Source organism: Curtobacterium sp. 9128 (assembly GCF_007673775.1).
Classification (GTDB): Bacteria; Actinomycetota; Actinomycetes; order Actinomycetales; family Microbacteriaceae; genus Curtobacterium.
This window is the reverse complement of record NZ_VEAF01000006.1, coordinates 19,876-45,002: the sequence shown is the minus strand read 5'-3', so window position 1 is coordinate 45,002 and position 25,127 is coordinate 19,876. Positions and strand designations below refer to the sequence as shown.

The following is a 25,127-nucleotide window of genomic DNA, read 5'->3' as shown; positions in this document are numbered from 1 at the left end:
CGGCGTCGGAGGGGTGCTGCGTACCGTCGAGGACATGACGGACCAGTACACGATGCAGGACCCGACCGCGATGTACGCGGACAAGAAGCCCGACGAGCAGTACCTGCCCGGCGCGGGCACCGACGAGGAGATGGCGCAGAACGTCCCGGCCGACCACGGCGAGGACACCTACCGCGGCTCCGGACGACTCGAGGGCCGCAAGGCGCTCGTCACCGGTGGTGACTCCGGGATCGGCGCAGCCGTCGCGATCGCCTACGCCCGCGAGGGCGCCGACGTCGCGATCGTCTACCTGCCCGAGGAGCAGGAGGACGCCGACAAGATCATCGCCCTCATCGAGGCGGCCGGACGCAAGGCCGTCGCGATCCCCGGCGACATCACGTCCCGCGAGTTCTGCGAGCAGCTCGTCGAGCAGGCCGTCCAGGAGCTCGGTGGCCTCGACATCCTGGTGAACAACGCCGGCAAGCAGCAGAACGTCGACGACATCACGAAGATCTCCGACGAGGAGTTCGACGAGACGTTCAAGACGAACGCCTACGCGACGTTCCGCATCACGAAGGCCGCCGTGCCGCACCTCAAGCCGGGCTCGACGATCATCAACACCACCTCGATCCAGGCGTACGCGCCGTCACCGCACCTGGTGCACTACGCGGCGACGAAGGCGACCGTGAACAACCTCGCGAAGGGCCTCGCGGCGCAGCTCGCGCCGAAGGGCATCCGCGTCAACGCCGTCGCACCCGGCCCGATCTGGACGCCGCTGCAGCCCGCGGGTGGCCAGCCGCCGGAGGCGCTGCCGTCCGCTGGCGAGCAGACCTACCTCGGCCGCTGGGGTCAGCCCGCCGAGCTCGCGCCGGCGTTCGTGTTCCTCGCCAGCGGCGAGTCGTCCTACGTGGTCGGCGAGACGCTGCACGTCGACGGCGGCATGCCGACGCCGTAGCGGCTCCCGGCGGGCGGGGGTCGTCCGCCGCAGCACCCCGGAACGGACACAGCACCGCGGAGATCCGCGGTGCTGTGTCCGTTCTGCGGTGCTGTGCCGCGTGCCGCGTGCCGCCGGCGCCGAGCCGCGCGCCGCCGGCGCCGCGGCGCCCGCGCTCAGCCCGCGACGCCGCAGGTGCGCGCCATGCGCTCGAGCAGCTCCCGCGCGGACAGCGCGGCGGCCAGCTCGACCTCGACGGAGTTGATGCCGAACGCCCGCTCGAGCCGGCGCCGGCGGGCCTGGTCGGCGACGGGCACCTCCGGGCGCTGGGGCAGGTGCGCGATGGCCTGCGCCGCCGCCTCGAACGCCCCGTGCGGCCGCCCGAGCTGCTCCCACATCGTGTGGACGTCGTGCGCGACCTGCTCCGGGTCGCCGCCGAACTCGAAGCCGGCGGACGCCATGGTGGCCAGTCCCTGGGCGGTGGGGTCGTTCGGGGTCATGGCGGCATCGTCACACACGCCGCCGGGAACGCGCCAGGAACACCCGTGTCCCCCTTCCTGCCGACCCCCGGACCGGGGATGTGTCGACGCCGTCGGATCCACTTGGATGGACTCGCGGACAGGACGTCCGCAGACGGAGGGCATGATGCTCGAGGACACCAGCGCGGACACGCACGCGGCAGCGGCAGCGGCGGCGACACTGCACCTGCGGATCACGATCGTGGGGGCGACGGTGGACCTGCTCCGCGACGTCCCCTTCCACGAGGCACGACCGGAGGCCGTCGCGGAACGCCTCGACATCTCCGTCCTCGAGCTCCGGCAGCACTTCCCGTCGTGGGACGGTCTCGTCCTCGCGGCACTCGACCGCTGGAACGGCGGCCGCATGGACGAGGTCACGCGCGAGGTCGGCGACGGCAGCACGATCGACCTCCTGCGGGCCATCGTCGCCTCGAACGCCGAGGACCCGGCCCTGGCGCGGCTGCTCGTCGCACTGCTGTCGGTCGCCGGCAACCCCGCACACCCGATGTCGACGTACCTCCGCTCGCGCTACCAGCTCTTCACGGCGCAGGTCCGGCGCGGTCTCGAGCACGACGTCGCAGTCGGGCGCGCCCCGCACACGATGGACCCCCGCCGCGGCGCCGAGCAACTCATCGCCCTGTACGAGGGGCTGCAGCTCCAGGCGCTCCTCCGCGACGACCTCGACCTGGTGCCGGCGTTCGACCGCGCGGTGGCCCGGCTCGAGCGCGGCTGGATGGAACGCTACGAGCCGCAGGCCCAGCGCCGACTGTCCACGTGGACGGACGGCGGCTGGGACCTGTAGCCGGAGAACGCGACACTGGAGGCTCGTCGAGCGCCCGTCGCGTAGTCGTGGTGGTCCACCGAACGAGGAGACACCATGGCCACCCCGAACCCGATCCAGATCCAGAAGTACCTGAGCGGCATCGACTACCCGGCCTCGAAGGACGACATCGTGTCGACCGCCGAGCAGCAGGGTGCCGACGGCGACGTCCTCGATGCGCTCAAGGGCATCCCGGACGGCGAGTACGACGCCCCCACCGCCGTGTCGAAGGCCGTCTCGGACGAGGACTGAGGTCCGCGCGGTCCCCTCGGGCGCTCAGGACGTCCGAGGGAGCCGCGGCACCGTCCCGTTCTCCGGGTCGTAGCCGCTGTCCCGGATGACCCGCAGCGCCGTCGTGTCGTTGTGCACCGAGTGGACGACGACCCGCCGCGACCGACGCAGGGCCCGCCGGGCACCCGGCGTGGCGAAGAGCCCGCCGAGCACGAGCCCGGCGCCGATCCCCAGCGCGACCGACACCGCGGCGACGAAGTCGAGGGCAGCGCTGGAGGTCCCCGACATGAAGTTCAGCAGCGCGTTCGACACCGCGACACCGGGCAGGAGCGCCCCGCAGAACGCCGGCACCGAGATCGCCGACGCCGCCGTCCGCATCCGGACCGCCGCGTACGTGGAGAGGACGCCGAGCAACACCGCCGCCAGGAACGTCGCTCCGAGCAGCGGGAGCCCGAGCTGCCGGAGGCCCCAGAGGGACGCCCCGGCAGTGACGGAGAACACCACCGCGACCGGGATCACGCGGGCGCTGGCCTGCTGCACGAAGCAGTTCGCCGCGGCCGACACGACGGTCAGCGACAGCGACGCCCACAGCGGCAGGGTCTGGGTGACGATGCCCGACGGGTCGACCTCGAGGTGCAGCCACCGCGTCAGCGCGATCCCCGCCGGGACCCCGACCACGATCGCGGCGATCACCAGGCCGATGTAGAACGCGCGGGCGACGGCCATCGCCCGGAACCCGGAGATCGCGTCCTGCGCCCAGGTGACGAGGGACACGTGGGGCAGCAGCAGCACGACGAGGGCCGCGACCATCGTCGCGGCACCCGCCGGCTGGAGCACACCGGCGCCGATGGCGAGCGTGCCGATCACGGAGGCGACCGCGCCCTGCGCGCCGGAGACGAAGAACTGCGGGTAGCCCCGACCGGTGAGCCAGCGGCCGGACAGGATGATCCCGAGCATGAGGACGAAGGCGCCGATGCCGGCGCGCCAGCCTCCGCCGGCCTGCATCGCGATCGAGGTGCCGAGCACCGACAGCCCCACGTCGGCGACCCACGTCGGCCACCGCGACGGCATCCGCAGGACCGCGACCAGGGCGCTGACCGCCGACGTCATGTCACGCTCGTCGTGGATGACGTCGTCGACGATCTGGTTCGCCCACGCCAGCCGGTTCAGGTCCGAGCCGTCGGAGCGCACCGTCCGCATCTTCACGAGCGTCGGGCCGTCCGCCGGGGCGTACTGGATCGTCACCGAACTGCCCGTGAAGTCGAGCTCGAGCGGTGCGAGGTTCCACTTCGTGGCAACGGCGACCAGGGCGACCTCGACGCTGCGGGTGTCGGCGCCGGAGGCGAGCATGACCTCGGCCACGTCGAGGCAGAAGTCGACGATCTGCACCGCGGTGTACTGCGCGGCCGCCTGACGGTCCGGCTCGACGTGCTCGTAGATGGAGCCACGGAGTCGGGCACGGATGTCCCGCAGGTCGTGCTGGGCGACGCTGCGGGCCCGGGGACGGTGCGGAGGACGAGGGGGACGACCCGTCCGGGAACCAGGGTGGAGCGGGTCGGCCATCCCGCCATCGTGCCAGGCGTCGGCGCGCGAGTCCGGGTGCCGGCTGGACGCGGGCCTCAGTCGGGTCGGCGGACGCTGAGCCGACCGGCGGCGAAGGCCGTCGCGAGTGCGCCGACGACCGCGACGGCGACTCCGGTCAGCAGGCGCCAGTTCGTGGGCGGGTCGGCGATGACCGGACGGTCCGACAGCGGTGCGTACGCGAACCACCCCACCGACACCGGCGGTGCCGTGACCGCGACGACGACGCCGACCACGAGCGTCACGGCGCCGAGCACCAGCACCAGATGCGTCCAGGAGGGGAACAGGCGGGTCACGTCACGAGGGTACCCGGCCCGACGACGGACGGGAGGCGCGGTGCCCGCCGGCACCGCGCCTCCCGTCCGTCACGTCGGTGACGACTACTGCTCGAACGTCGCCTTCAGGGAGATGTCGACACCGGTGAGCGCCTTGCTGACGGGGCAGGTCGCCTTGGCGTCCTCGGCGGCCTTGAGGAAGGTCGCCTCGTCGATGCCGGAGACCTCGCCGTTGACGGTGAGGACGATGCCGGTGAGCTTGAACCCGCCCGCGCTGTCCGGGCCGAGCGAGACGTCGGCCTTGACGTCGAGCGCCTCGACGGTGCCGCCGGCCTCGCCGAGCACGGCGGAGAACTGCATCGCGTAGCACGCGGAGTGCGCCGCGGCGATCAGTTCCTCGGGGCTGGTCGTGCCGCCCGCGTCGTCCGCGGCGCGCTTCGGGAACGAGACGTCGTAGGTGCCGACCTTGGAGCTGGAGAGTTCGACCTGGCCGGAGCCGTCGTTCAGGCCGCCGTTCCAGGCGGTGCGTGCGGTGCGCGTGGGCATGGCCGCTCCTTTCGTGTGGGGGTTCGGCACCGAGTGGCGCCGTCGCAGCCGAGTCAATCGGAGAACGCTCGTTCTCGCAAGCCGTTCACGGTGAAGACGCAGGATGCCGTTCCCGCCCGAGTTAGGCGACAGGTGTAGTCTGGATCACCGGATCGACCCGATCCGACCGCGCCGCCGCACCCCTCCCCGACGCCCGTCGAGTCGAGTCGACCGACCACGAGTCATCGAGAAGGAGAGGTCGCCATGCGCGCCGTCGTGTTCGAGCAGTTCCAGACGTTCCCGTCCCTGCGAGAGGTCGAGAAGCCCACGCCGGGTCCGGGGGAGGTGCTGCTCAAGGTCGCCGGTGCCGGTGCGTGCCACTCGGACGTCGCCGTCTACCGCGAGTTCCAGGAGGGCCAGCCGGGAGCGCAGGCACCCGCCTTCGTCCTCGGGCACGAGAACTCCGGCTGGGTCGAGGCCGTCGGCGACGGCGTCACCGGGTTCACGCCGGGCGACGCCCACCTGGTGTACGGCCCGGTCGGCTGCGGGCACTGCGCGTCCTGCTCCAAGGGGCAGGACACGTACTGCGAGAACGCCGCCACGAACCCGTACGCCGGGATCGGCCTCGGTCGCGACGGCGGCATGGCCGAGTACCTCACGGTGCCGGCGCGCAACCTCGTGCCGCTCGGCGACGCCGACCCGATCGCCGCCGCTCCCCTCAGCGACGCGGCCCTGACGCCGTACCACGCGATCAAGAACGCGCTGCCGAACCTGGCGGGCGGCGGACGGTTCGCGCTCGTCGTCGGTCTCGGCGGCCTCGGGCAGATCGCCGTGCAGATCCTCACCGCGCTCACCGGGGCGACCGTCATCGCGACGGACATGAAGGAGGACGCGATGGCCCGCGCGGCCGCGCGAGGCGCCGTCACGGTCCCCGGTGGTCCCGACCAGGTCGAGCGGATCCGCGCGATCACGGGTGGGAAGGGCGTCGACGCCGCGTTCGACTTCGTCGGGGCCACGCCGACGATCCGGACGGCGCAGGCGTCGATGGCGATCGGCGGGCGGTTCACCGTCGTCGGGATCGCCGGTGGGACCACGGAGTGGAACTTCTTCGCGACGCCGTATGAGTCGACGATCACGAACACGTACTGGGGCACGATCGAGGACCTGCACGAGGTCGTCGCGATGTACCGCGCCGGGCAGATCGTGCCGGACGTCGAGCGCTACGCGATGGACGACGCGCTCGAGGCGTACCGGAAGCTCGAGGCCGGGGAGCTCTCCGGGCGTGCGGTGGTCGTCCCGATGATGTAGCCCGGGGCGACGGCAGGCCGACGCGTCGCCCCGGTCAGGCCGACGGTCCGACCTCGCGCAGCGCGGCGGCCTGCTCCGACGACGAGCGGGCGGCGTAGCCGATGCGGCTTTCCCGGACGTGCCAGCCCATGCGCTCCGCCGCCGCCTCGACGTCCCCGGCGTCGATCGCGGCGAGGATGCGGCGGTGGTCCGGCCAGAGTCGCTTGCCGCGCGAGAACGTGTCGAGCGCGTAGAGCCACTCGATCTTCCGGGAGAGCTGCCGCAGCAGGGTCGCGAGGGTGGCGCTGCCCGAGAGCTCGGCGATGCACAGGTGGAACCGCTCGTTGAGCTCCACGAGCAGGTCGAGCTCGTCCCGCTCGACCGCGGCGTCACCCGCGTCGAGGACCTCGCCGAGCTCGCGGCGGAGACGCCACCAGTCCTCGGGCGGGGCGTCCGCGGCGAACAGGGTCCGCGCGCGGGTGGCCGCGCGCCGGGCCGTGGCGATCTCGAGGGCCTCCCGCACGGCGAACAGGTCGTCGGCCTCGTCGAAGGGGATGTCCGCGATGCGGGACCCGGCGTTCGGACGGGACACCACGAAGCCCTCGCCCTCGAGGCCGCGGAGGGCCTCACGAACCGGCACCCGGGAGACGCCGTGGCGCTCCGCGAGGAACGCCTCCGTGACCCGGGTGCCCGGTTGGAGCGCACCGGACACGATGTCGCGGCGGATGGCGTCGATGACGCTGGCGTTCAGCACGGTGCCCAGCGTCTCATGCTGCTGCCTCGGCGAGCCGCCTCCCGGCGTGGGTGGCGCAGTGCGTCGAGCAGGTCGGTCACGCCGACGCCTCGGCCAGCCGCCTCCCGGGGATCGCCTCGAGCAGGTCTCGCGTGTACTGCTCCTGCGGGTCGTCGAACACCGCCGCCACCGTGCCCCGCTCGACGACCGCACCCCGGCGCATCACCACGACGTCGTCCGCGATCCGACGGACCACCCCGAGGTCGTGGGTGATGAACAGGTAGCTCAGGCCGAGCCGGTCCTGCAGGTCGTCGAGCAGGGTCAGGATCTGCTCCTGCACGAGGACGTCGAGCGCGGAGACCGCCTCGTCCAGGATGATGAGCTCCGGTTCCAGGGCCAGCGCGCGGGCGATCGCGACACGCTGCCGCTGCCCGCCGGACAGCTCGTTCGGCCGGAGCTGCGCGACCGACCGGGGGAGGGCGACCTGGTCGAGGAGCGTGGCCACCCGCTCCGTCCGCGATGCCCGGTCCCCGATGCCGAACACCCGGAGCGGCTCGTCGATGATCCGTTCGACGGTGGACGTCGGGTCGAGCGACCCGTACGGGTCCTGGAACACGGGCTGCACCCGGCGACGGACCTCGCGGCGTTCGGCCCCGCGTGCCGTCCCGATCGACTTCCCGTCCACGAGCGCACTGCCGGAGGTCGTCGTCTCGAGCCCGAGCACGATCCGGGCGACCGTGGTCTTGCCGGACCCGGACTCGCCGACGACCGCGGTCGTGGTGCCGCGACGGACCGCGAACGACACCCCGTCTGCGGCGCGCAGGGTGCCGGCACCGCGGCCGCGGAGGCGGTACTCCTTCACCAGGTCGGTGACGACGAGGATCGGCTCGCCCGCCGCGACCGGCTCCGGAGCGACCCCGGACAGCGCGGGCGCCGCCGCGATGAGGCGCTTCGTGTACTCGTGCTGCGGGTCGCGGAGGATCGCCTCCGGTGCGCCCTGCTCGACGACCTCGCCGTCGAGCATCACGACGATGCGGTCGGTCCGGTCCGCGGCGACGCCGAGGTCGTGCGTCACGAACAGCAGGGTCGTGCCGTGCTGGTCCACCAGGGTCTGCAGGTGGTCGAGGATCTGCCGCTGCACCGTCACGTCGAGCGCGCTGGTCGGCTCGTCCGCGATGAGGAGCTCCGGCTGCCGCGCGAGTGCCACGGCGATGAGGATGCGCTGCCGCATGCCGCCGGAGAACTCGTGCGGGTACTGATCGGCTCGCCGCGCGGCCTCCGGGATCCCTGCTTCGGTCATGAGCTCCACGACCCGACGACGCACCGCCGCGCGACCACGCAGACCGCCGGCCCGCAGGGCATCGGCGATCTGCGCCCCGACCCGCATCGACGGGTTGAGGTTCGTCGACGGGTCCTGCGGCACGAGTCCGATCCGGCCGCCGCGGACCCGGCGCATCCGCCGCTCGTCGGCGTGCGTGAGGTCGTCGTCGCCGAGCCGGACGGCTCCGCCGGTGATGTGTCCGGCTCCCGGCAGGAGCCGCAGGAGCGCCGCGATGAGCGTCGACTTCCCCGACCCGGACTGCCCGACGATCGCCACGCGCTCGCCCCGACGGACCTCGAGGTCGATGCCGTGCAGCACCTCGCGGTCGCCGAACGCGACCCGCAGGTCGCGCACCGACAGCAGGGGGCCGGTTCCGACCGCTGCCGGGAGGCTCGGCTCGCCTCCGGTGGTCATGGTCATGTCCTCAGCGTCCTGCGGCATAGCCCTGTGCTCCTCTCGGGTTGGCGGCGGCGCCCAGGACGCCGGTGTCGGGGTCGCGGGTCACGCAGGAGATCCGGCCGAGCGACCAGTCGCCGGCGCGGGTCACGACGTGTCCGCGTGCTTCGAGTCCGGCGATGACGTCGTCGCCGAGGCGGTCCTCGACGACCAGGCCGCCGGGTGTCCAGGTGCGCGGCCAGAACGACCCGGGGAACGAGGTCGTGTGGAGCGCGGGGGCGTCGATCGCCTGCTGCGGGGTGTACCCGCCGACGATCGTGCGGAGCAGCCAGAGCAGCTGCCACTGGTCCTGCTGGTCGCCGCCGGGGGAGCCGAGGGCCACGACCGGCTCGCCGTCACGGAGGACGAGCGTCGGCGTGAGCGTCGTGCGGGGTCGGGCGCCGGGTCGGAGCGTCGACGCGGTGCCCTCCTCGAGCCAGGTCATCTGCATCCGGGTGCCGAGGCAGAACCCGAGCTCCGGGATGGTCGGCGACGACTGCAGCCAGCCGCCGGACGGGGTCGCGCTGACGATGTTGCCCCAGCGGTCGACCACGTCGATGTGGCACGTGTCGCCGCGCGTCTCGCCGGTCTCCATGACGATCGGCTCGCCGCGGTCCTCGTGCACCCGGTCGTCCTCCGCGGGCACGGCGACGCCCTCACCGCGGGCGCCGGGCACCGTGGGCTCACCGACGCCCGCGATCGCCTCGCCGCCCGGGGTGTAGGTCTCGCGGAGCGGGGGGAGCACCCCGCCGGGGACGGACACGGCTCCGGGGCGCAGCTCGTGCGACGCCCGGTCGCCGATCAGGGTGCGACGGGCGTCCGAGTACGCGTCCGAGAGCAGTTCGGCCATCGGGACCGCTCGGTCGCCGTAGTACGTCTCGCGGTCGGCGAGTGCGAGCTTCTGCGCCTCGGCGATCGTGTGCGCGCCGATCACGGTCGAGGGGTCGAGCAGCGCGTCGTCGAGCGGTTCCAGCAGCCGCAGGGTCTGCAGCAGTGCCGGTCCCTGTCCCCACGGGCCGGTCTTCGCGATCGTGTGGCCCCGGAACTCGGCCGTCGTCGCCGGTTCGGTCGTCGCCCGGAACGCCGCGAGGTCCTCCGCCCGGATGACCCCGGCGTGGTCGGTGCCCGAGGCGTGGCGGTGGGGTTCGCGGACGAAGGCGTCGATCGCCCGGGCGACGAAGCCCTCTGACCACTCGGTCCTGGCCGCCTCGATGCGCGCGACGCGTGCGTCGGTCTCGGCTGCCGCGTCGACACCGGACCCGGCCTGCACGAGCCGCTCCAGCACGGCGGCCCACGTTGCGTTGCGGACGAGGGTCCCGGGGACCGGCACTGAGCCTCCCGGCAGCCACCGGTCGGCGGAGGACGGCCAGTGGTCGCGGAAGAGGTCCTGGACGGTCGCGATCGTGGCGACCACGCGCGGAGCGACGGGGTGGCCGTCGCGCGCGTAGCCGACGGCGGGGGCGAGCACGTCGGCGAGCTCCCACGTGCCGTGCTCCGCCAGGAGCAGCAGCCAGGCGTCGACGGCACCGGGGACGGCGGCGGCCAGCGCGCCGGCGCCGGGGACCAGGTCGAGGCCCTCGGCCCGGAAGTGTTCCGGCGTCGCACCGGCCGGAGCCGGGCCCTGGCCCATCAGGACGGTGGGGGTCCTGTCCGCGGCGGTGGCGAAGACGGCCGTCACGTCACCGCCGGGGCCGTTCAGGTGCGGCTCGACGACGTGCAGGACGAACGCGCCCGCGACCGCGGCGTCGAAGGCGTTGCCGCCGCGCTCCAGGACCGACTGCGCCGTCGCGGTCGCGATCCAGTGCGTCGAGGCGGCCATGCCGAAGGTGCCCTGCAGGTCCGGCCGGGTGGTCTCGGCGGGCGGCCTGGTGAAGGCGGGGTTGGTGCTCATGGGTCACTTCCGGGTCGATGCGGTGGGGTCGAGGGCGTCGCGCAGGGCGTCCCCGAAGAGGTTGAAGCCGAGGCAGATGACGGCGATCGCGATGCCGGGGACGACCGCCGCCCACGGTGCCTGGCCGAGGTACTGCTGGGCGTCGGAGAGCATGATGCCGAGACTCGGCGTCGGCGGCTGGATGCCGAGCCCGAGGAACGACAGCAGCGCCTCGCCGATGACCGCGACGGGCATGATCACGGTGGCCTGCACGATGATCGCCGAGACGCAGTTCGGCAGGACGTGCTGGGCGATGATGCGGGCGCCGCCGGCGTCCAGCGTCTTCGCGCTGGTCACGAAGTCGGCGCTCGTGATGCGGAGCGTCTCACCGCGGACGATGCGGATCATCGCCGGGACGTGCGAGATCCCGATCGCGATGACCGCGTTCGACAGGCTCGGTCCGCTGATGGCGGCGAGCCCGACCGCGATGATGAGGAACGGGAACGCCAGTGCCACGTCGGTCAGGCGCGAGATGATCGCGTCCAGCCAGCGCCAGTACCCGGCGAGGAGGCCGAGGGGCGTGCCGACCACGACGGCGACGAGCACCGAGAGCGCCCCGACGACGAGCGAGACCTGCACGCCGTAGAGCGTGCGGGACAGGATGTCCCGTCCGAGGTCGTCGGTGCCGAGGCCGAAGCCGACCGTGAACGGCACCTGGAACGGCAGGTCGAAGTGCGTCTGCGTGGGGTCGTGCGGTGCGACGAGCGGTGCGGTGAGCGCGGCGAGCACGACGACCGCGAGCATCACACCGCCGGTCAGGCCCAGCCGGTTCGCCCGGATCTGCTTCCAGACGCGGCCGCGGCTCGAGCCGAGGTCGAACGTGGGTGTCAGGGTGGTCATGCGGTGCCTCCCACGCGGATCTTCGGGTTGATGACCGAGTACAGGACGTCCACGGCCAGGTTGATCACGACGTAGCCGACCGTGATGACGAGCACGACGGCCTGGATCACCGGGTAGTCGCGGGTGAACACCGAGTCGAGCGTGAGCTTGCCGAACCCGGGCAGGGCGAAGATGCGCTCCGTCACGACGGCGCCCGAGATGAGGCCGCCGAGCTGGAGCCCGACGATCGTGACGACGACGATCATCGAGTTCCGGAGGCCGTAGCGGAACAGCACGCGCCCACGGCTGAGCCCCTTGGCCCGTGCGGTGCGGACGAAGTCGGTCTTCATCGTCTCGATCATCGACGCGCGGGTCTGCCGCATGATGACGGCGGCCAACGACGTGCCGAGGATGAGCGCCGGCAGGGTGAGGTGGTAGAGCGCGCTGAGCGGGTTCGCCGTCATCGGGACGTAGCCGGACGCCGGGAACCAGCCGAGGCCGGCGGCGAGCCACACGATCGCGAGGATCCCGAGCCAGAAGTTCGGGACGCTGAGGCCGACGAGTGCGGCGGCGTTCGCCATCCACTCCGGCCACTGCCCGCGGTACCGCTCGGCCAGGGTGCCGAGGGCGACCCCCACGAGCACGGCCACGACGATCGCGTAGAGGGCGAGCCAGAGCGTGACCGGCAGCGTCGCGCCGATGAGCTCCGTCACCGGTGTGCCCGTCCGGGTCGAGCGACCGAGGTCGCCCTGCAGGGCGTTCACGACGAAGCGCCAGTACTGCACGACGATCGAGTCGTCGAGGCCGAGCTGGGCGCGGACGGCGGCGAGCCGGGCCGGACTCGCCTCCTCGCCGGCGAGGGCGAGGGCCGGGTCGCCCGGCAGCTGCCGGACACCGACGAACACGACGACCGACGCGAGCACCAGCGTGATCGCCGACTGCCAGATGCGGGTGGTGACGTAGCGGATCACTTGCTCGTCCCTTCCACGAACGCGGCCTGGCTGAGCCGGACCACCCCGTCCGCGTACGTCGAGACGCCCGCGATGTCGTTCCGGACACCCGTGATGCTGCGGGTCCGGTAGAGGTAGATGATCGGGTCGTCGCGCTGCACGATGGTGGTCATCTCGCCGTACAGCGCGGCACGCTCCTGCTCGTCCGTGGCCTGCGCCGCCCGGGTGATCAGGTCGTCGACCTCGGGGTTGCCGTACCCGGCGTAGTTGTTGCCGCCGCCGGTCGCCAGGAAGCCGCCGATGTTGCCGTGCGGGTCGACGCGGCCGGACCAGCCGAGCTGCAGCGCCTGGAAGTCGCCCCGGGTCTGGTCGTCGAGCAGGGTCGTGTACTCGACAGGGGTGATCGTGATCGCGAAGCCGCCCGCACGCGCCTGCGCCTGCAGGGCCTGGGCGAACCGGACCGTGTCGGGGGTGTTCGTCACCTCCATCTCGATCGGGAACGGCTGCTGGACGCCGGCCTTCGCCAGGATCTGCTTCGCCCGGTCCGGGTCGTACGCCGGGCAGGCCTTGCTCGCGGCCGTCGCGAACACGCTCGTGTCCGGGATCGGCGAGCAGGCGACGTCCGCCCAGCCGTGGAACACGCTCTGCACGAGTTCGGCGCGGTTGATCGACATCGACAGGGCGCGACGCACGTCGGCGCGCTTCGCCAGCGGGGTGTCGATCTGGTCCGGGTCCGTGCCGACACCGTCCTGGTTGCCGATGTTGACCGTGATGCCCTGGTAGCCGAGCGACCCGGTCCGCAGCACCGTCAGGTCCTTCCGCTTCCGGAGGTCGTCGACGTCCTGCGTCGAGATGCTGTCCGCCACCTGCACGTCGCCCGACCGCAGGTTCGCGGCCCGGATGCTGGCGTCGGTGATGATCCGGTAGGTGATCGTGTCGAAGTGCGCCGACCGCGGGTCGTAGTACTCCGGGTCGCGCTCGACCTGGATCGAGGTCTGCGGGACCCGCTTCACGAACTTGTACGGCCCGACGCACACGGGGGCGTCACCGAACGCGTCACCCTCCTCCGCGAGGGCCTTCGGCGACATGACCATGCCCGCGCGGTCTGCGAGCGCCGCCGTGATCGGGGCGAACGGGGTGCTGTAGTGGAGGCGCACCGTCTGGTCGTCGACCGCCTCGACGTCGGTCACCGGGCCGAGCTCGCTCTTCCGGCTGGAGTCCGCCTTCGTCAGGTTCCGCTCGAGCGTCGTCACGACGGCCGCGGCGTCGAACGGGGTGCCGTCCGCGAAGTGCACGCCGGTCTTCACCGGGAACGTGACGGTCCTGCCGCCGTCGGTCACGGTCGGCAGCGACGTCGCCAGCATCGGGACGACCGTGCCCTGGTCGTCGATGTCGTAGAGCTTCTGGCACATCGTCTCCATGACGTACCGGGTGTACAGCGACGAGGACGTCGTCGGGTCGAGCCGGTCCGGTTCGGCGGAGAGCGCCATCACGAGGTCGCCGCCCTCCCGCACCTGCTTGTTCCCGATCGGCGCGGTGGTGACGGTGCCGGCGGTGGTGCCGCCGGCCTTCGAGCGTTGGACGGGGACGCAGGCGGTGAGGGCGAGCGTCGCGGCGATGACGACCGCGGGCAGCGCGAGGAGCGTGGTGCGGCGTCGGGGGCTGATCGAGGACATGCGGTTCCTGATGCTGGGGAGTGCGTGGCGTTCCTTGTGGGATCGCGCTCAGGAGCGGGGTTGATTGCATACAATCACGGCTTCGCTCCGTCGCTTGTATACGTTGCGTTTCGATCGTGTAAAACCGTGCCGGACTCGGAGCGCGCGCTCTCGGCGATCGGTGCCGGTTATCGTGGTCGCGATGACCTCCCGCTCCGCTCGCCTGCTCGTGCTCGTCGCGATCGGCGTCGTCGCCGGGGTGCTCTCCGGACTGTTCGGCGTCGGTGGCGGTGTGATCGTGGTGCCCGCACTCATGGCGTTCCTGCAGATGGACCAGCGCAGCGCCTCGGCGAGTTCCCTGGTGGCCATCGCCCCCGCGGCCGTCGTCGGTGCGGTGACCTACGCCGTGCAGGGGCAGGTGCACTGGCTCGCCGCGCTGACACTCGCCGTGGGCAGCGTCGTCGGCGCCCCGATCGGCGCTCGCCTCCTGCGCGCCGTGCCGCTCCGGGTCCTGCCGTGGGTGTTCGTCGGCTTCATCGTCGTCGTGTTGGTGTCGCTGTTCACGAACACGCCGACGCGGGACGGCGACGTCCACTTCGGTGTCGTCGAGGCGATCGTGCTGCTCGGGATCGGGCTCCTGTCGGGGGTGCTGTCCGGGCTCGTCGGTGTCGGTGGCGGCGTCGTCATCGTGCCCGGGATGGAGCTGGCGCTCGGCGCCGGTGACCTGCTCGCGAAGGGCACCTCGTTGCTGACGATGGTGCCGACGTCGGTGTCCGGGACCGTCGCCAACCTCCGCCGTGGTGCCGTCGACCTGCGCGTCGGGCTGACGGTGGGGATCACCGCGGCGATCTGCTCGCCCGGTGGTGCCGCGCTCGCCCGGATCGTGGACCCCCGGGTCGGGACCTGGTTGTTCGCGGCGTTCCTGGTGGTCGTCGCCGCGATCGTGCTGCGGCGCGGGCTCCGGAGGGCCCGGGTCGCGGAGACGTCGGGCGGACCGCACGTGGACGCGAGCGGTGACCCGGCCGTGTCGTCGGGTGATCCGGCCGTGTCGTCGTCCGCGGGGGAGACCGCGTGAGTGCGACCGCGGAGACGGTGCTCGTCGCGTTCGCCAGGACGGCCGGGGACGTCGCGGCTGCGCGCCGTGTCGCCCGACGGTTCGCCGACCTCGACGAGGGCGAACGCTCCGCGCTGCTCTGGAGCGAGGAACCCGGCGCCCGGCTCGTGGCGGTGCTCCTGCTGGTGCAGTCGATGCGGGCCCACGCCGACCCCGAGCTGACGGACGAGTACCTGTCCGCGGCGAAGGCCGAGCGGTTCGACGACGTGGTGCTGGCCGACCTCGCGGCCGAGGAACTCGTCGGCGCACCGCTCGTCGGTGGGTCGACCGGCGCGCTGTTCGCGCTCGCCAAGTCGGACGTGGCGATGGTCCGGCGGATCGCCGTGGTGGCCACGCTCGCGTTCGCGAAGGCCGGGGACGCCGAGGTCCCGCTCGCGATCGCCGGCCGGCTCGTCCGGGAGCGCGGGGAGACCGTGCAGTCGGCGCTCGGGTGGGTGCTCCGCGAGACCGGCAAGCGGGCCTCCGAGGACGACCTCGTGGCGTTCCTGGAACGGCAGGGGCGGTTCCTCGGTCGCGGCGCGCTCGAGACGGCGACCGAGCACCTGCCTCCAGGCGAGCGCGACCGGCTCCGCCAGCTCGGCTGAGCGGAGGCCGGCGCTACCGGCGGAAGACGTCGTCGAGTGTGAAGGTCGCCAGCTGGCGCTCCTGCAGCAGGGCGTGCAGCCGGGGCAGCGCTCCGATCGTCCCCGGGAAGTTCGCGTGTCCGATCACGATGTGCGCCGGCTGGAACCACTGCTCGGCGAACCCGACGATCTGGTCCGAGGTGATGTCGCCGGAGTCCGCGAGCGATCCGTACCAGAGGAGCGGGGTCGAGTACCCGGCCCGGGCTGCGGCAGCGTCGACCCGGGCGTCGTGGTACCCGAACGGCGGCCGGAAGTACGGCTTCGCGTCCACGCCGTAGGTGTCGCGGATGAAGTCGTGGTTCCGGGTCAGCTGGTCGACGATGCCCTGGTCGGACAGCTTCGTGAGCGCCGGGTGGTCCCACGTGTGGTTCCCGAGCTGCACCTGTCCGGAGGTCACGAGTGGGCGCAGCAGGTCGGCGTGTTCGGTCCAGGCCGGGCGAGAGCCGTTGACGAAGAACGTCAGCCGTGTCCCGGTCTCCGCGGCGAACCGTGCGTACGCCTCGACGACCTCACTCGAGGCGCCGTCGTCGACGGTCCACGCGATCCCCGGCGTCCCGGCAGGCAGCCCGGTGATCGTCCCCGCGGGCAGCGGCCGGCGTTCGAGCACGACCGGCGGGGTGGACGGTGTCGGACTGGGCGTCGGGGTCGGCGTGGGTGCGACGGCGGCGGCGGACGGGGCCGTCGTGGGCTGGCGCGATGCTCCAGGACGCGGTGCGGCTTCCCCTGAGCAGGCGGCCAGCGCTCCGGCGACGACCGTGCCGCCGATGCCGGACAGCAGTGCTCGGCGGGAGGGGCGCGGGACTCGGTGACTCATCGTCCACCAGGGTCCCGGAGGCGAGTTCCCCACACATCCTCCGGCCGGACGATCGTCCGGTGGCCGGTCGGCCACTCCCCGGCGCGCGATGCCCGGGCGCGCGGTGCCGTTGGTCGAGGTGCCGTTGCGCGCGGTGCTGTCGGCGAGGTGCCGTGGGCGAGGTGCCGTCGGTCGAGGTTCCACGACTCGCCGCTCAGGTCCGCCCGGGTTCCGGGAACGACCGGGTCCGAGGGGCGAGATGCCGGAATTGCGGAACCTCGTCCGCCGCGCTGGGAGGGCACCACGGGGTGGGCGCGTAGACCGGAGGGACCACCGACGACAGGAGCACTCATGCGCGCACTGACCTGGCAGGGCACCCAGAAGGTGTCGGTCGAGACCGTCCCCGACCCCACCATCATCGACCCCACCGACGCGATCGTGCGGATCACCTCCACCGCGATCTGCGGGTCCGACCTGCACCTCTACGGCGTCCTCGGCCCGTTCATCGACAAGGGCGACGTCCTCGGGCACGAGCCCATGGGCGTCGTCGAGGCCGTCGGCAGCGGCGTCACGAACCTCAAGGTCGGCGACCGCGTCGTCGTCCCCTTCAACATCTCCTGCGGCCACTGCTTCATGTGCCGGAACGGCCTGCAGTCGCAGTGCGAGACCACCCAGGTGACCGAGTACGGCTCGGGCGCCGCGCTCTTCGGCTACACGAAGCTGTACGGCCAGGTCCCCGGCGGCCAGGCGGAGTACCTCCGCGTGCCGCACGCCGACTACGGCCCCATCGTGATCCCGGACGACGGCACCCCCGACGACCGCTGGCTGTTCCTCAGCGACATCCTGCCGACGGCGTGGCAGGCCGTGCAGTACGCCGACGTGCCGGAGGGCGGAACGCTCGCGGTGCTCGGCCTCGGCCCCGTCGGGCAGTTCGCAGCGCGGATCGGCAAGCACCTCGGCTACCGCGTGCTCGCCGTCGACCCCGAGGGCGTCCGCCGTGACCTCGGCGCGAAGTACGACATCGAGACGTTCGACCTGTCGGACGACCTGGTCTCCGAGCTCGTCGACCGCACCGACGGCCGCGGCTCGGACGCCGTCGTCGACGCGGTCGGCATGGAGGCGCACGGCAACCCGGTCGCCGCGTTCGCGCAGCGCGCCGCCGGTCTGCTGCCCGACGCCCTCGCGCGGAAGGCGATCGAGACGGCGGGCATCGACCGGCTGGCGGCGGTGCACACCGCGATCGACCTCGTCCGCCGTGGCGGCACGGTCTCGCTCAGCGGCGTCTACGGCGGCATGGCCGACCCGATGCCGATGATGACCCTGTTCGACAAGCAGATCACCATCCGCGAGGGCCAGTGCAACGTGAAGCGCTGGATCGACGACATCATGCCGCTCGTGTCGGACCCGACCGACCCGCTCGGCACGCTCGACCTGACGAGCCACCGCGTGTCCCTCGAGGACGCGCCCCACATGTACGAGGTCTTCCAGAAGAAGGAGGACGACTGCGTGAAGGTCGTGCTCGACCCGGCGATGGCCGCGTCGGCAGCAGCGTGACCCGCGTCGTGGTCGTCGGCGCGACGGGGAACGTCGGCACCGCCGTCGTCCGCCGTCTCGCCGCCGAACCCGACGTGCAGATCGTCGGCGTCGCCCGACGTCTGCCGGACCCCCACACCGCGCCGTACGGCGACGCGGTGTGGCACTCGGTCGACGTCGGCGCGCCGGACGCGGTCGAGCGCCTCGCCTCGGTGTTCCGCGGTGCCGACGCGGTGATCCACCTGGCGTGGGCGCTCCAGCCGACGCACGACATCCCCGCGCAGCACCGCACGGACGTCGTCGGCACCGCGAACGTGCTGGCCGCCGTCGCCCGGGAGTCGGTGCCCCAGGTGGTCGTCGCCTCGTCGGTCGGCGCCTACCGCGGCGTGGACACCGCGGGCAAGCGGATGCGTGTCGACGAGTCCTGGCCGACCGACGGCATCCCGACGGCCACCTACGCGATCCACAAGGCCGAGAACGAACGCGCGATGGACGCCTTCGAACGGGAACACCCGGACGTCGTCGTCACACGGCTGCGCCCCGGTCTGGTCTTCCAGCGGGCTGCCGCCGCCGAGATCCACGGCCTGTTCCTCGGCCCGCTCGTGCCGATGCGCATCGTCCGCTGGGTCCGGTGGGCGGTGCTGCCGCTGCCGTACCCGTTCGTGTTCCAGGCGGTGCACGCCGACGACGTCGCCGACGCCTACTGGCGCGTGGTCGACCGGCGGGCTCGCGGTGCGTTCAACATCGCCGCGGCGCCCGTGCTGACGCCGCCGCGCATCGCCGCGGTCCTCGGGATGCGCGGTGCGGTGCGCATCCCGCTCCGCCTGCTCCGTGGTCTGGTCACCCTGACCTGGCGGCTGCGGATCCAGCCCACCGACGCCGGGTGGATCGACATCGCCGCCTCGGTGCCGATCATGCGCACGGACCGCGCACGCACGGAACTCGGGTGGGAGGCTCGGCACACCTCCGAAGACGCGTTGCGTGCGCTGGTGGCCGGCTTCGCGGACGGCACGAACGTCCCGGGGTCCGGTCCGCTCCGCGGGTAGCCTGGCCGCATGCTGCCCACGGACCTGCTCGGGACGTGGACGCTCGACCGCCTCGTGCAGGACCGACGGGCGGGCACGAGCGGCACCGTGACGGGGACGACGACGCTCGCGCTGACCGGGCCGGACGTCGTGACCTGGACCGAGGTCGGCACGCTGGTGTTCGATGGCCGGACGACGCCGGTGTCGCGGACGCTCCTCGTGCGGCGGAGCGACACCGGGTGGGCCGTGCACTTCGCCGACGGCCGACCCTTCCACGACTGGGTGTGGGGATCGCCCGTGCTGCACGACTGCGCCCCGGACACCTACACGGGTGTGCTCGGCGGCGATGCGACACGGTGGACCGTGCGGTGGGACACGCTCGGTCCGGCGAAGGACCACCGGCTGGACAGCGTGTTGACCCCCGCACGGTGACGGTCGGGTCGACCGATCCGTGGATCCGCGGCAGAGTGGGCGCATGGCCCGCTCCTCCGGCAAGTCCTCCGGCACCGACGCTCCCCGCATCACCTTGACCGAACCGGTCGACCTGGTCGACTGGACGCCCGGCCCCGGCGACGTGCTCACCGGCGACCGGATCGACGGCAGACGGATCGCGACGTTCGACGTCACCGGCGAGCGGCTGCCCGACCTGGAGGTCGAGGAGTGCGTCATCGACGACCTCCGCGTCGACGGGGCCGACCTCCGCGGGCTCCGGGTCCACGACACCGTCATCGGGTCCCTCGACGCCCCGGTCCTCCGGGCGTCGAGCAGTTCGTGGCGCGAGGTCCGGGTCGTCGGGGGACGGGTCGGTTCGGCGGAGCTCTTCGACGCCGGCCTCAACGGCGTCGAGTTCGTCGGGATGAAGTTCGGGTTCGTGAACCTCCGGGGCGCCACGGTCACCGACGTGGTGTTCCGCGACTGCATCGTCGACGAACTCGACATCGCCGACGCCCGACTGCTGCGGGTCGCGTTCCCCGGCACCCGCATCCGCGCCGTCGAGGGCTCGAACACCCGCGTCGACCACGTCGACCTCCGCGGCGCCGACCTCGACCGGGCCGAGCGGCTCGAGGGGCTCCGCGGAGCGACCGTGGCGGCCGACCAGCTGTTCGTCCTCGCGCCGCTGCTGGCCGTCCAGGCCGGTTACCGGGTCGACTGAGTCGGCCGGAGCCGAGCCGCGGGGGACCGGGCTGCCGCTCCGGACGTGACTCGGGCCTCCAGGTCGGGACGCGCCGAGCCGGGCCGGTCCGGCGGACGTGAGCCGAACCTCCAGGCCGGCCGACGCGACGCTCGTCAGAAGACGTGCGCGATCACGTCGTCGAGGAGCCCCGACGTCGGGACGTTCGCCTGGGAGATCTCGATCCCGATGTCGCCGCGCGTGAAGGAGGTCGTGCCGACCTCGACGCCGTACTGCGGGTCGGTGGTGATCCGCTGGCACCGGCGGCCCTCGGCGAGCGGCTCGCACCGGAAGCCGTCCAGCCCGTCGAGCACGGAGGACGCCCGCGACGGATCGACGACGGTGACGTCGATCACCACGTTCGTGACGTCCGCACGCGGGTCTCGCCAGGCGCAGTACAGACGCGTGCCGTCGGGCTGCCGGACCGGGTCGAACACGGACTTCGGGAGCGTGATCGGGTCGCCCACGACCGCCGGGTCGTTCAGCGGTGTGCGGAGGAACGAGTCCTGCCACCGGCTCGTCGTGAGGAGCGCGTCACAGGACGACGGCACCGTGCCGGTGTCGTCGTCCACCCCGGGAACGGGCGTGGTCGTCGACGTCGGGCGGGGCGTGGCAGGTCCCGACGGCGTCGCACCGGGCCGTGGTGTCGTGCTCGTGCCCGAGGTCGACGTCGCCGTCGGGCTCGGCGGCGTCGTGTCGGTCCCGCTGCAGCCGCTCAGCAGGAGCGCTCCGGCGGTCAGCACCGCTCCGAGCCCTGCCGCGGTGTGTCGGCGGTGTGTCATGTGGTCGTCCCCCTCTGCGCCCGACCGTACCGACGTGCCTCGGCGGGCGCGGTTGCGGTCCGGTCACGATCGGGCAGGGTGTCCGCCTCCGAGCCGACCGCGCTCCGACGGTGTTGCCTGGGTGCATGGCTCCCGACCCCACCACCGCAGTCCTCTTCGACATCGACGGCACCCTCGTCGACTCGAACTACGCCCACGTCGACGCCTGGTGGCGGGCCTTCCGGGCGGCGGGCGAGTCGGTCGACGCCTGGCGGATCCACCGCACCATCGGGATGGACTCCTCGCGACTGCTCGAGGCGCTGCTCCCCGACGCCTCCGACGAGGTCCGGTCGACCGCGAAGCAGTACCAGACGGCGTACTACGCGGAGCAGACGCCGCTGCTGCGCCTGCTGCCCGGCGCCCGGGACCTGCTCCGCGCCGTCGCGGAGCGCGGACACGCTGTCGTGCTCGCGACGAGTGCTCCGGAGTCCGAACTCACCCGGCTGCGCGAGGTCCTCGACGCCGAGGAGTGGATCACGGCGGTCACCAGCGCCGAGGACGTCGACGAGGCCAAGCCCGCGCCCGGGATCGTCCAGGTCGCGCTCGACCGGGTCGGCGTGGACGCGGACCACGCCGTGATGGTCGGCGACGCGATGTGGGACGTCGAGGCCTCCGGCAAGGTCGGCGTGCCGTGCATCGCCGTGATGACCGGCGGCATCGGCGGCGACGAGCTCCGTGGTGCCGGCGCGGCGCTCGTGGTCGACGACGCGGCCGCGGTCCTGGCCGGGCTCGACGACGGGCCGATCGGCGCACTGCAGCGGGCCTGAGTGGACCGCCGTCCGGCGGCGGCCCGCGTGCGTGTCAGGATGGTGGATCGTGATCACGATCGAACGCGTCGCCTGGGACGACCCCCGAGCAGTCGAGCTCCGCGCCCGCATGGACGAGGAGATGCACGAGCGGTACGGCGCCGCTCCCCGCGACGAGGACCCCGCCGTGACCGCCGAGCGGGACCGGGCACTCGCCGTGGACCCGTCGACGGTGATCACCTCCCTGCTCGCGGTCGACGAGGACGGAGCGGCCGTCGGGCACATCGCCGTCCGTCGTCTCGGGGACGAGGTCGAGCTGAAGCGGCTGATCGTGCTGTCCTCCGCTCGTGGCAAGGGTGCGGCGACGGCCCTGCTCGACGAGTGCGAGCGTGTCGGGCGGGAGCTCGGCGCGGCGCGCCTGGTCCTGCAGACCGGCGACCGACAGCCCGACGCGGTGGCGCTCTACCGGAAGACCGGTTGGCGTGCGATCCCGGTGTACGAGCCCTACGCCGCGACGATGCCGTGGTCGTTCTGCTTCGACAAGCCGCTCGAGCCGGGAGCTCGCTGAGAGTCGGCCTCCACGGAATTGCACTCTGACGCGGTGAGTGCAATTCTGGCTCGGTGAGCACAGCCGAGCGGACCCGCACGCTGCGTCGACGCATGGTCGCCGAGGCACGTCGGTCGACGGCGGAATCGGGCCTGCACGGCTTCACGATCGAGCAGCTCTGCGAGACCGTCGGTGTCTCCCGGCGGACGTTCTTCAACCACTTCGCCTCGAAGGAAGACGCCGTCCTCGGCATCGAGCTCCACGCCGACGTCGACCTGCTGACGGCCTACGCCCGGGGCGAGGTCGTCCCCGCGACGCTCGACCCGTTGAGCTCGGTCGTCGCCCTGGCGATCGAGCAGGTGCACGCCGTCGGGATCGACCGGTCGGAGAACGCCCTGGTCCGCCGGGTCTTCGAGCGCGAGCCCGCGCTCGTCGCCCGGTTCCTGTCCGCGACCGACGTCCAGCTGGCGCAGGTCGCCGACGCCGTGCGCGAGCGTTTCGGGTGGACCGTGACGGATGACCCACGGGCCCGCCTGGTCACCGAGTCGGCGGCGGCGCTGCTCAAGGTCACCGCCGACCGCTGGTTCGACGCCGACCCGGACGACCCGACGTTCGACGACCAGCTCACCACGAACCTCCGCCTGCTGCGGGCGGCCATCTCCACCGGACAGGACGACACCCCATGAGCACCTCAGCGCCGCGCGCCGCCAAGCGCGCTCGCCCCGGCAGCGACGGACCACTGCTGCTCACCCAGCGTCGGATCTGGATCATCTTCGCCGCGCTGATCGCCGGCATGCTGCTGTCGAGCCTCGACCAGACGATCGTCTCCACAGCGATGCCGACCATCGTCGGCGACCTCGGTGGCGTCGCGCACCAGGCGTGGATCACCACCGGCTACCTGCTGGCGTCGACCATCGTGATGCCGATCTACGGCAAGTTCGGCGACGTCCTCGGCCGCCGGAACCTGTTCCTCGTCGCGATCGCACTGTTCACCCTCGCCTCGCTCGGCTGTGCGCTGTCGACCGGCTTCTGGCAGTTCGTGGTCTTCCGCGCCCTGCAGGGCCTCGGGGGCGGCGGCCTCATGATCCTCTCCCAGGCGATCATCGCGGACATCGTCCCGGCATCGGAGCGCGGCAAGTACCTCGGCCCGCTCGGGGCGATCTTCGGGCTCTCGGCGGTCGGCGGCCCGCTCCTCGGCGGCTTCTTCGTCGACCACATGACCTGGCACTGGGCCTTCTGGATCAACATCCCCGTCGGCATCGCGGCGTTCGCCGTCGCCTGGTTCGCGCTGACCCTGCCGAGCAAGAAGGCGTCGAAGCGCGTCGACGTCCTCGGCGTCGCGCTGCTGTCCGCGACCACCGCGTGCCTGGTGTTCTTCACCGAGTTCGGCGGGAACCGGCAGCACGGGTGGGGTGCCCCGGAGACGTGGGCCTGGGGTGCCGGCTTCGTCGTGGCCGCCGCGCTCTTCGTCCTGACCGAGGCGCGGGCGGCGGACCCGATCATCCCGCTGTCGTTCTTCCGGAACCGCACCTTCGTCACCGCGACGGCGATCGGCTTCGTGCTCGGGCTCGGCATGTTCGCCGCGATCGGCTTCGTCCCGACGTTCCTGCAGATGGCCTCCGGCACCTCGGCCGCCGTCTCCGGGCTGCTCATGCTGCCGATGATGGTCGGCCTGATGGGCACGTCGATCTTCTCGGGGACGCGGATCACCAAGACGGGCCGCTACCGGATGTACCCGATCCTCGGCACGATCGTCGTCGGCCTGGCCATGCTCGGCATGACGACCCTGGCGGCGGCGACCCCGATCTGGCTCATCTGCGTGTACCTGTTCGTCTTCGGCGCGGGGCTCGGCCTCATCATGCAGGTCGTGGTGCTCGTCGCGCAGAACGCCGTCGCGCCGGAGCACGTCGGCACGGCGACGTCGACGAACAACTACTTCCGTGAGGTCGGTGCCTCCCTCGGCGTCGCCGTCTTCGGTGCGCTGTTCACCTCCCGCCTGACCGACGCACTGACCGACGTCTTCACGAGCGCGGGTGGCAGTGCCTCCCAGGCCGCGAGTGCGAGCGCGAGCATCGACCCGACCCAGCTCGCCCGGCTCCCCGAGTCGGTGCAGGACGGCATCGTCAACGCCTACGCCGACTCGCTGTCACCGGTGTTCTGGTACCTGCTGCCGTTCATCGCGGTCGCCCTGGTGCTCGCCCTGTTCATCCCGCAGATGCGGCTCGCGGACGTCGCCGGCATGGTCGCGCGCGGCGAGGCCGTCGGCGGTGCGGAGGCGGACGAGCTCGAGCGGGCGCAGCGCGAGGCCGGGAACGGCGGGGCGGCGGACGCGGTGGGGTCGCCGACCGGGTCGGTGCCGGCGGTGCGGCGCGACGAGTAGGGGCTCGCCGCAGCCCGGACGGGAGGCACGGTGCCAGGTGGCGCTGTGCCTCCCGGTTTGTGTGCGCGTGGGGTGTCTTGTGCGTGCTGCGCGGGTGCGTGGGTGCGCGGGTGGTCGGGGGCCGGTGCCGTGCGTCGACTCGGAACGACATCGTGGTCGTCGTACGACGACCACGATGTCGCTCGTGCGCGTGTGCAACTGTCGGCGTGCGCACGGAGCGACACGGTCGCTGTCGTGTGACATCGACGTCGTCGTTCCGAGTCGACACCGCGAGGGGCTGCGCGCGGGGATCGACGCCGGGCGGATGTCGCTCGACGTCTCGTGCGAGGGCGTCTCGTGTCTCGTGTCTCGTGTCTGGTCGGAGGTCCCCTGCGTCGACTC

26 protein-coding genes are annotated in these 25,127 nt (G+C 72.5%); 14 read left to right on the top strand and 12 right to left on the bottom strand.

What is annotated here, in order from left to right; translation table 11 throughout:
* The first annotated feature begins 34 nt into the window (after window positions 1-34).
* Window positions 35-934 carry an SDR family oxidoreductase gene (locus tag FS641_RS13650; protein ID WP_144764730.1) on the top strand — a complete coding sequence of 300 codons (900 nt, stop codon included), beginning with the start codon at window positions 35-37 and terminating at the stop codon, window positions 932-934.
* Between the two features lie 155 nt (window positions 935-1,089).
* On the opposite strand, the gene FS641_RS13645 is transcribed toward FS641_RS13650, so the two are convergent.
* Window positions 1,090-1,413 (bottom strand): hypothetical protein, encoded by a 324-nt coding sequence (locus FS641_RS13645; RefSeq protein WP_144764728.1) that lies wholly within the window; start codon window positions 1,411-1,413, stop codon window positions 1,090-1,092.
* Window positions 1,414-1,519: 106 nt separating this feature from the next.
* Between FS641_RS13645 and FS641_RS13640 the strand changes: the two genes are divergently transcribed.
* Together FS641_RS13640 and FS641_RS13635 are read left to right on the top strand one after the other, a co-directional pair.
* On the top strand, window positions 1,520-2,233 hold the full coding sequence (locus FS641_RS13640) for a TetR/AcrR family transcriptional regulator (RefSeq protein WP_144764726.1): 714 nt from the start codon (window positions 1,520-1,522) through the stop codon (window positions 2,231-2,233).
* Window positions 2,234-2,308: 75 nt separating this feature from the next.
* The gene (locus FS641_RS13635; protein ID WP_144764724.1) at window positions 2,309-2,503 is read left to right on the top strand and encodes a DUF2795 domain-containing protein; all 195 of its coding nucleotides are present in this window, start codon (window positions 2,309-2,311) and stop codon (window positions 2,501-2,503) included.
* A 24-nt stretch (window positions 2,504-2,527) separates the two neighbouring features.
* On the opposite strand, the gene FS641_RS13630 is transcribed toward FS641_RS13635, so the two are convergent.
* The 3 genes from FS641_RS13630 to FS641_RS13620 all read right to left on the bottom strand — a co-directional run bounded on the left by FS641_RS13630 (window position 2,528) and on the right by FS641_RS13620 (window position 4,884).
* On the bottom strand, window positions 2,528-4,045 hold the full coding sequence (locus FS641_RS13630) for a threonine/serine exporter ThrE family protein (protein ID WP_144764722.1): 1,518 nt from the start codon (window positions 4,043-4,045) through the stop codon (window positions 2,528-2,530).
* Between the two features lie 56 nt (window positions 4,046-4,101).
* Window positions 4,102-4,359: a hypothetical protein gene (locus FS641_RS13625; RefSeq protein WP_144764720.1), complete on the bottom strand. Its 258-nt coding sequence runs from the start codon at window positions 4,357-4,359 to the stop codon at window positions 4,102-4,104.
* A gap of 84 nt (window positions 4,360-4,443) precedes the next feature.
* Window positions 4,444-4,884, bottom strand: coding sequence for an OsmC family peroxiredoxin (locus FS641_RS13620; RefSeq protein ID WP_144764718.1), 441 nt, complete (start codon window positions 4,882-4,884; stop codon window positions 4,444-4,446).
* 243 nt (window positions 4,885-5,127) lie between these two features.
* Here FS641_RS13620 and FS641_RS13615 point away from each other — a divergent pair, with 243 nt between their 5' ends.
* Window positions 5,128-6,171 carry an NAD(P)-dependent alcohol dehydrogenase gene (locus FS641_RS13615; RefSeq protein ID WP_144764716.1) on the top strand — a complete coding sequence of 348 codons (1,044 nt, stop codon included), beginning with the start codon at window positions 5,128-5,130 and terminating at the stop codon, window positions 6,169-6,171.
* Between the two features lie 34 nt (window positions 6,172-6,205).
* On the opposite strand, the gene FS641_RS13610 is transcribed toward FS641_RS13615, so the two are convergent.
* The 6 genes from FS641_RS13610 to FS641_RS13585 all read right to left on the bottom strand — a co-directional run bounded on the left by FS641_RS13610 (window position 6,206) and on the right by FS641_RS13585 (window position 14,014).
* Window positions 6,206-6,904, bottom strand: a complete 699-nt coding sequence (locus FS641_RS13610) for a GntR family transcriptional regulator (protein WP_144764714.1) — start codon at window positions 6,902-6,904, stop codon at window positions 6,206-6,208.
* A gap of 76 nt (window positions 6,905-6,980) precedes the next feature.
* Entirely contained in the window at window positions 6,981-8,624 is a 1,644-nt protein-coding gene (locus FS641_RS13605) for an ABC transporter ATP-binding protein (protein ID WP_144764712.1), read from the bottom strand.
* 4 nt (window positions 8,625-8,628) lie between these two features.
* Entirely contained in the window at window positions 8,629-10,530 is a 1,902-nt protein-coding gene (locus FS641_RS13600) for a gamma-glutamyltransferase family protein (protein ID WP_144764710.1), read from the bottom strand.
* A gap of 3 nt (window positions 10,531-10,533) precedes the next feature.
* Window positions 10,534-11,409: an ABC transporter permease gene (locus tag FS641_RS13595; protein WP_144764708.1), complete on the bottom strand. Its 876-nt coding sequence runs from the start codon at window positions 11,407-11,409 to the stop codon at window positions 10,534-10,536.
* Window positions 11,406-12,359 carry an ABC transporter permease gene (locus FS641_RS13590; protein ID WP_144764706.1) on the bottom strand — a complete coding sequence of 318 codons (954 nt, stop codon included), beginning with the start codon at window positions 12,357-12,359 and terminating at the stop codon, window positions 11,406-11,408. The genes FS641_RS13595 and FS641_RS13590 overlap by 4 nt, the downstream gene beginning before the upstream one ends.
* Window positions 12,356-14,014 carry an ABC transporter substrate-binding protein gene (locus tag FS641_RS13585; RefSeq protein ID WP_144764704.1) on the bottom strand — a complete coding sequence of 553 codons (1,659 nt, stop codon included), beginning with the start codon at window positions 14,012-14,014 and terminating at the stop codon, window positions 12,356-12,358. Before FS641_RS13585 ends, FS641_RS13590 begins: the two co-directional genes overlap by 4 nt.
* 181 nt (window positions 14,015-14,195) lie before the next feature.
* Between FS641_RS13585 and FS641_RS13580 the strand changes: the two genes are divergently transcribed.
* Both FS641_RS13580 and FS641_RS13575 read left to right on the top strand, forming a co-directional pair.
* Window positions 14,196-15,068: a sulfite exporter TauE/SafE family protein gene (locus FS641_RS13580; protein WP_144764702.1), complete on the top strand. Its 873-nt coding sequence runs from the start codon at window positions 14,196-14,198 to the stop codon at window positions 15,066-15,068.
* Window positions 15,065-15,691 carry a DNA alkylation repair protein gene (locus FS641_RS13575; protein ID WP_144764700.1) on the top strand — a complete coding sequence of 209 codons (627 nt, stop codon included), beginning with the start codon at window positions 15,065-15,067 and terminating at the stop codon, window positions 15,689-15,691. Before FS641_RS13580 ends, FS641_RS13575 begins: the two co-directional genes overlap by 4 nt.
* A gap of 13 nt (window positions 15,692-15,704) precedes the next feature.
* On the opposite strand, the gene FS641_RS13570 is transcribed toward FS641_RS13575, so the two are convergent.
* Complete coding sequence (locus FS641_RS13570; protein WP_144764698.1) at window positions 15,705-16,544, bottom strand: polysaccharide deacetylase family protein; 840 nt, start codon at window positions 16,542-16,544, stop codon at window positions 15,705-15,707.
* Between the two features lie 330 nt (window positions 16,545-16,874).
* Here FS641_RS13570 and FS641_RS13565 point away from each other — a divergent pair, with 330 nt between their 5' ends.
* Genes FS641_RS13565 through FS641_RS13550 form a run of 4 tightly spaced genes read left to right on the top strand, consistent with a single transcriptional unit; the run spans window position 16,875 to window position 20,234 of the window.
* Window positions 16,875-18,077: a zinc-dependent alcohol dehydrogenase gene (locus tag FS641_RS13565; protein WP_144764696.1), complete on the top strand. Its 1,203-nt coding sequence runs from the start codon at window positions 16,875-16,877 to the stop codon at window positions 18,075-18,077.
* Window positions 18,074-19,102, top strand: coding sequence for an NAD-dependent epimerase/dehydratase family protein (locus tag FS641_RS13560; protein ID WP_144764694.1), 1,029 nt, complete (start codon window positions 18,074-18,076; stop codon window positions 19,100-19,102). The genes FS641_RS13565 and FS641_RS13560 overlap by 4 nt, the downstream gene beginning before the upstream one ends.
* Window positions 19,103-19,111: 9 nt before the next feature.
* Window positions 19,112-19,513 (top strand): DUF6314 family protein, encoded by a 402-nt coding sequence (locus FS641_RS13555; protein WP_144764692.1) that lies wholly within the window; start codon window positions 19,112-19,114, stop codon window positions 19,511-19,513.
* A 43-nt stretch (window positions 19,514-19,556) separates the two neighbouring features.
* Window positions 19,557-20,234, top strand: a complete 678-nt coding sequence (locus FS641_RS13550; protein ID WP_144764691.1) for a pentapeptide repeat-containing protein — start codon at window positions 19,557-19,559, stop codon at window positions 20,232-20,234.
* A 134-nt stretch (window positions 20,235-20,368) separates the two neighbouring features.
* Here the strand turns inward: FS641_RS13550 and FS641_RS13545 are convergent, their stop codons facing one another.
* Window positions 20,369-21,034 carry a hypothetical protein gene (locus FS641_RS13545; RefSeq protein WP_144764689.1) on the bottom strand — a complete coding sequence of 222 codons (666 nt, stop codon included), beginning with the start codon at window positions 21,032-21,034 and terminating at the stop codon, window positions 20,369-20,371.
* A 125-nt stretch (window positions 21,035-21,159) separates the two neighbouring features.
* On the opposite strand from FS641_RS13545, the gene FS641_RS13540 reads away from it, so the two are divergent.
* From FS641_RS13540 to FS641_RS13525, 4 genes are read left to right on the top strand one after another with little or no spacing between them, the layout of a single operon-like run.
* Window positions 21,160-21,840, top strand: coding sequence for an HAD family hydrolase (locus FS641_RS13540; protein WP_144764687.1), 681 nt, complete (start codon window positions 21,160-21,162; stop codon window positions 21,838-21,840).
* Between the two features lie 49 nt (window positions 21,841-21,889).
* Window positions 21,890-22,387, top strand: coding sequence for a GNAT family N-acetyltransferase (locus FS641_RS13535; protein ID WP_260855832.1), 498 nt, complete (start codon window positions 21,890-21,892; stop codon window positions 22,385-22,387).
* A gap of 53 nt (window positions 22,388-22,440) precedes the next feature.
* Complete coding sequence (locus tag FS641_RS13530) at window positions 22,441-23,052, top strand: TetR/AcrR family transcriptional regulator (protein ID WP_186317764.1); 612 nt, start codon at window positions 22,441-22,443, stop codon at window positions 23,050-23,052.
* Window positions 23,049-24,746 carry an MDR family MFS transporter gene (locus FS641_RS13525; RefSeq protein ID WP_144764685.1) on the top strand — a complete coding sequence of 566 codons (1,698 nt, stop codon included), beginning with the start codon at window positions 23,049-23,051 and terminating at the stop codon, window positions 24,744-24,746. The genes FS641_RS13530 and FS641_RS13525 overlap by 4 nt, the downstream gene beginning before the upstream one ends.
* The last annotated feature ends 381 nt before the right edge of the window (window positions 24,747-25,127 follow it).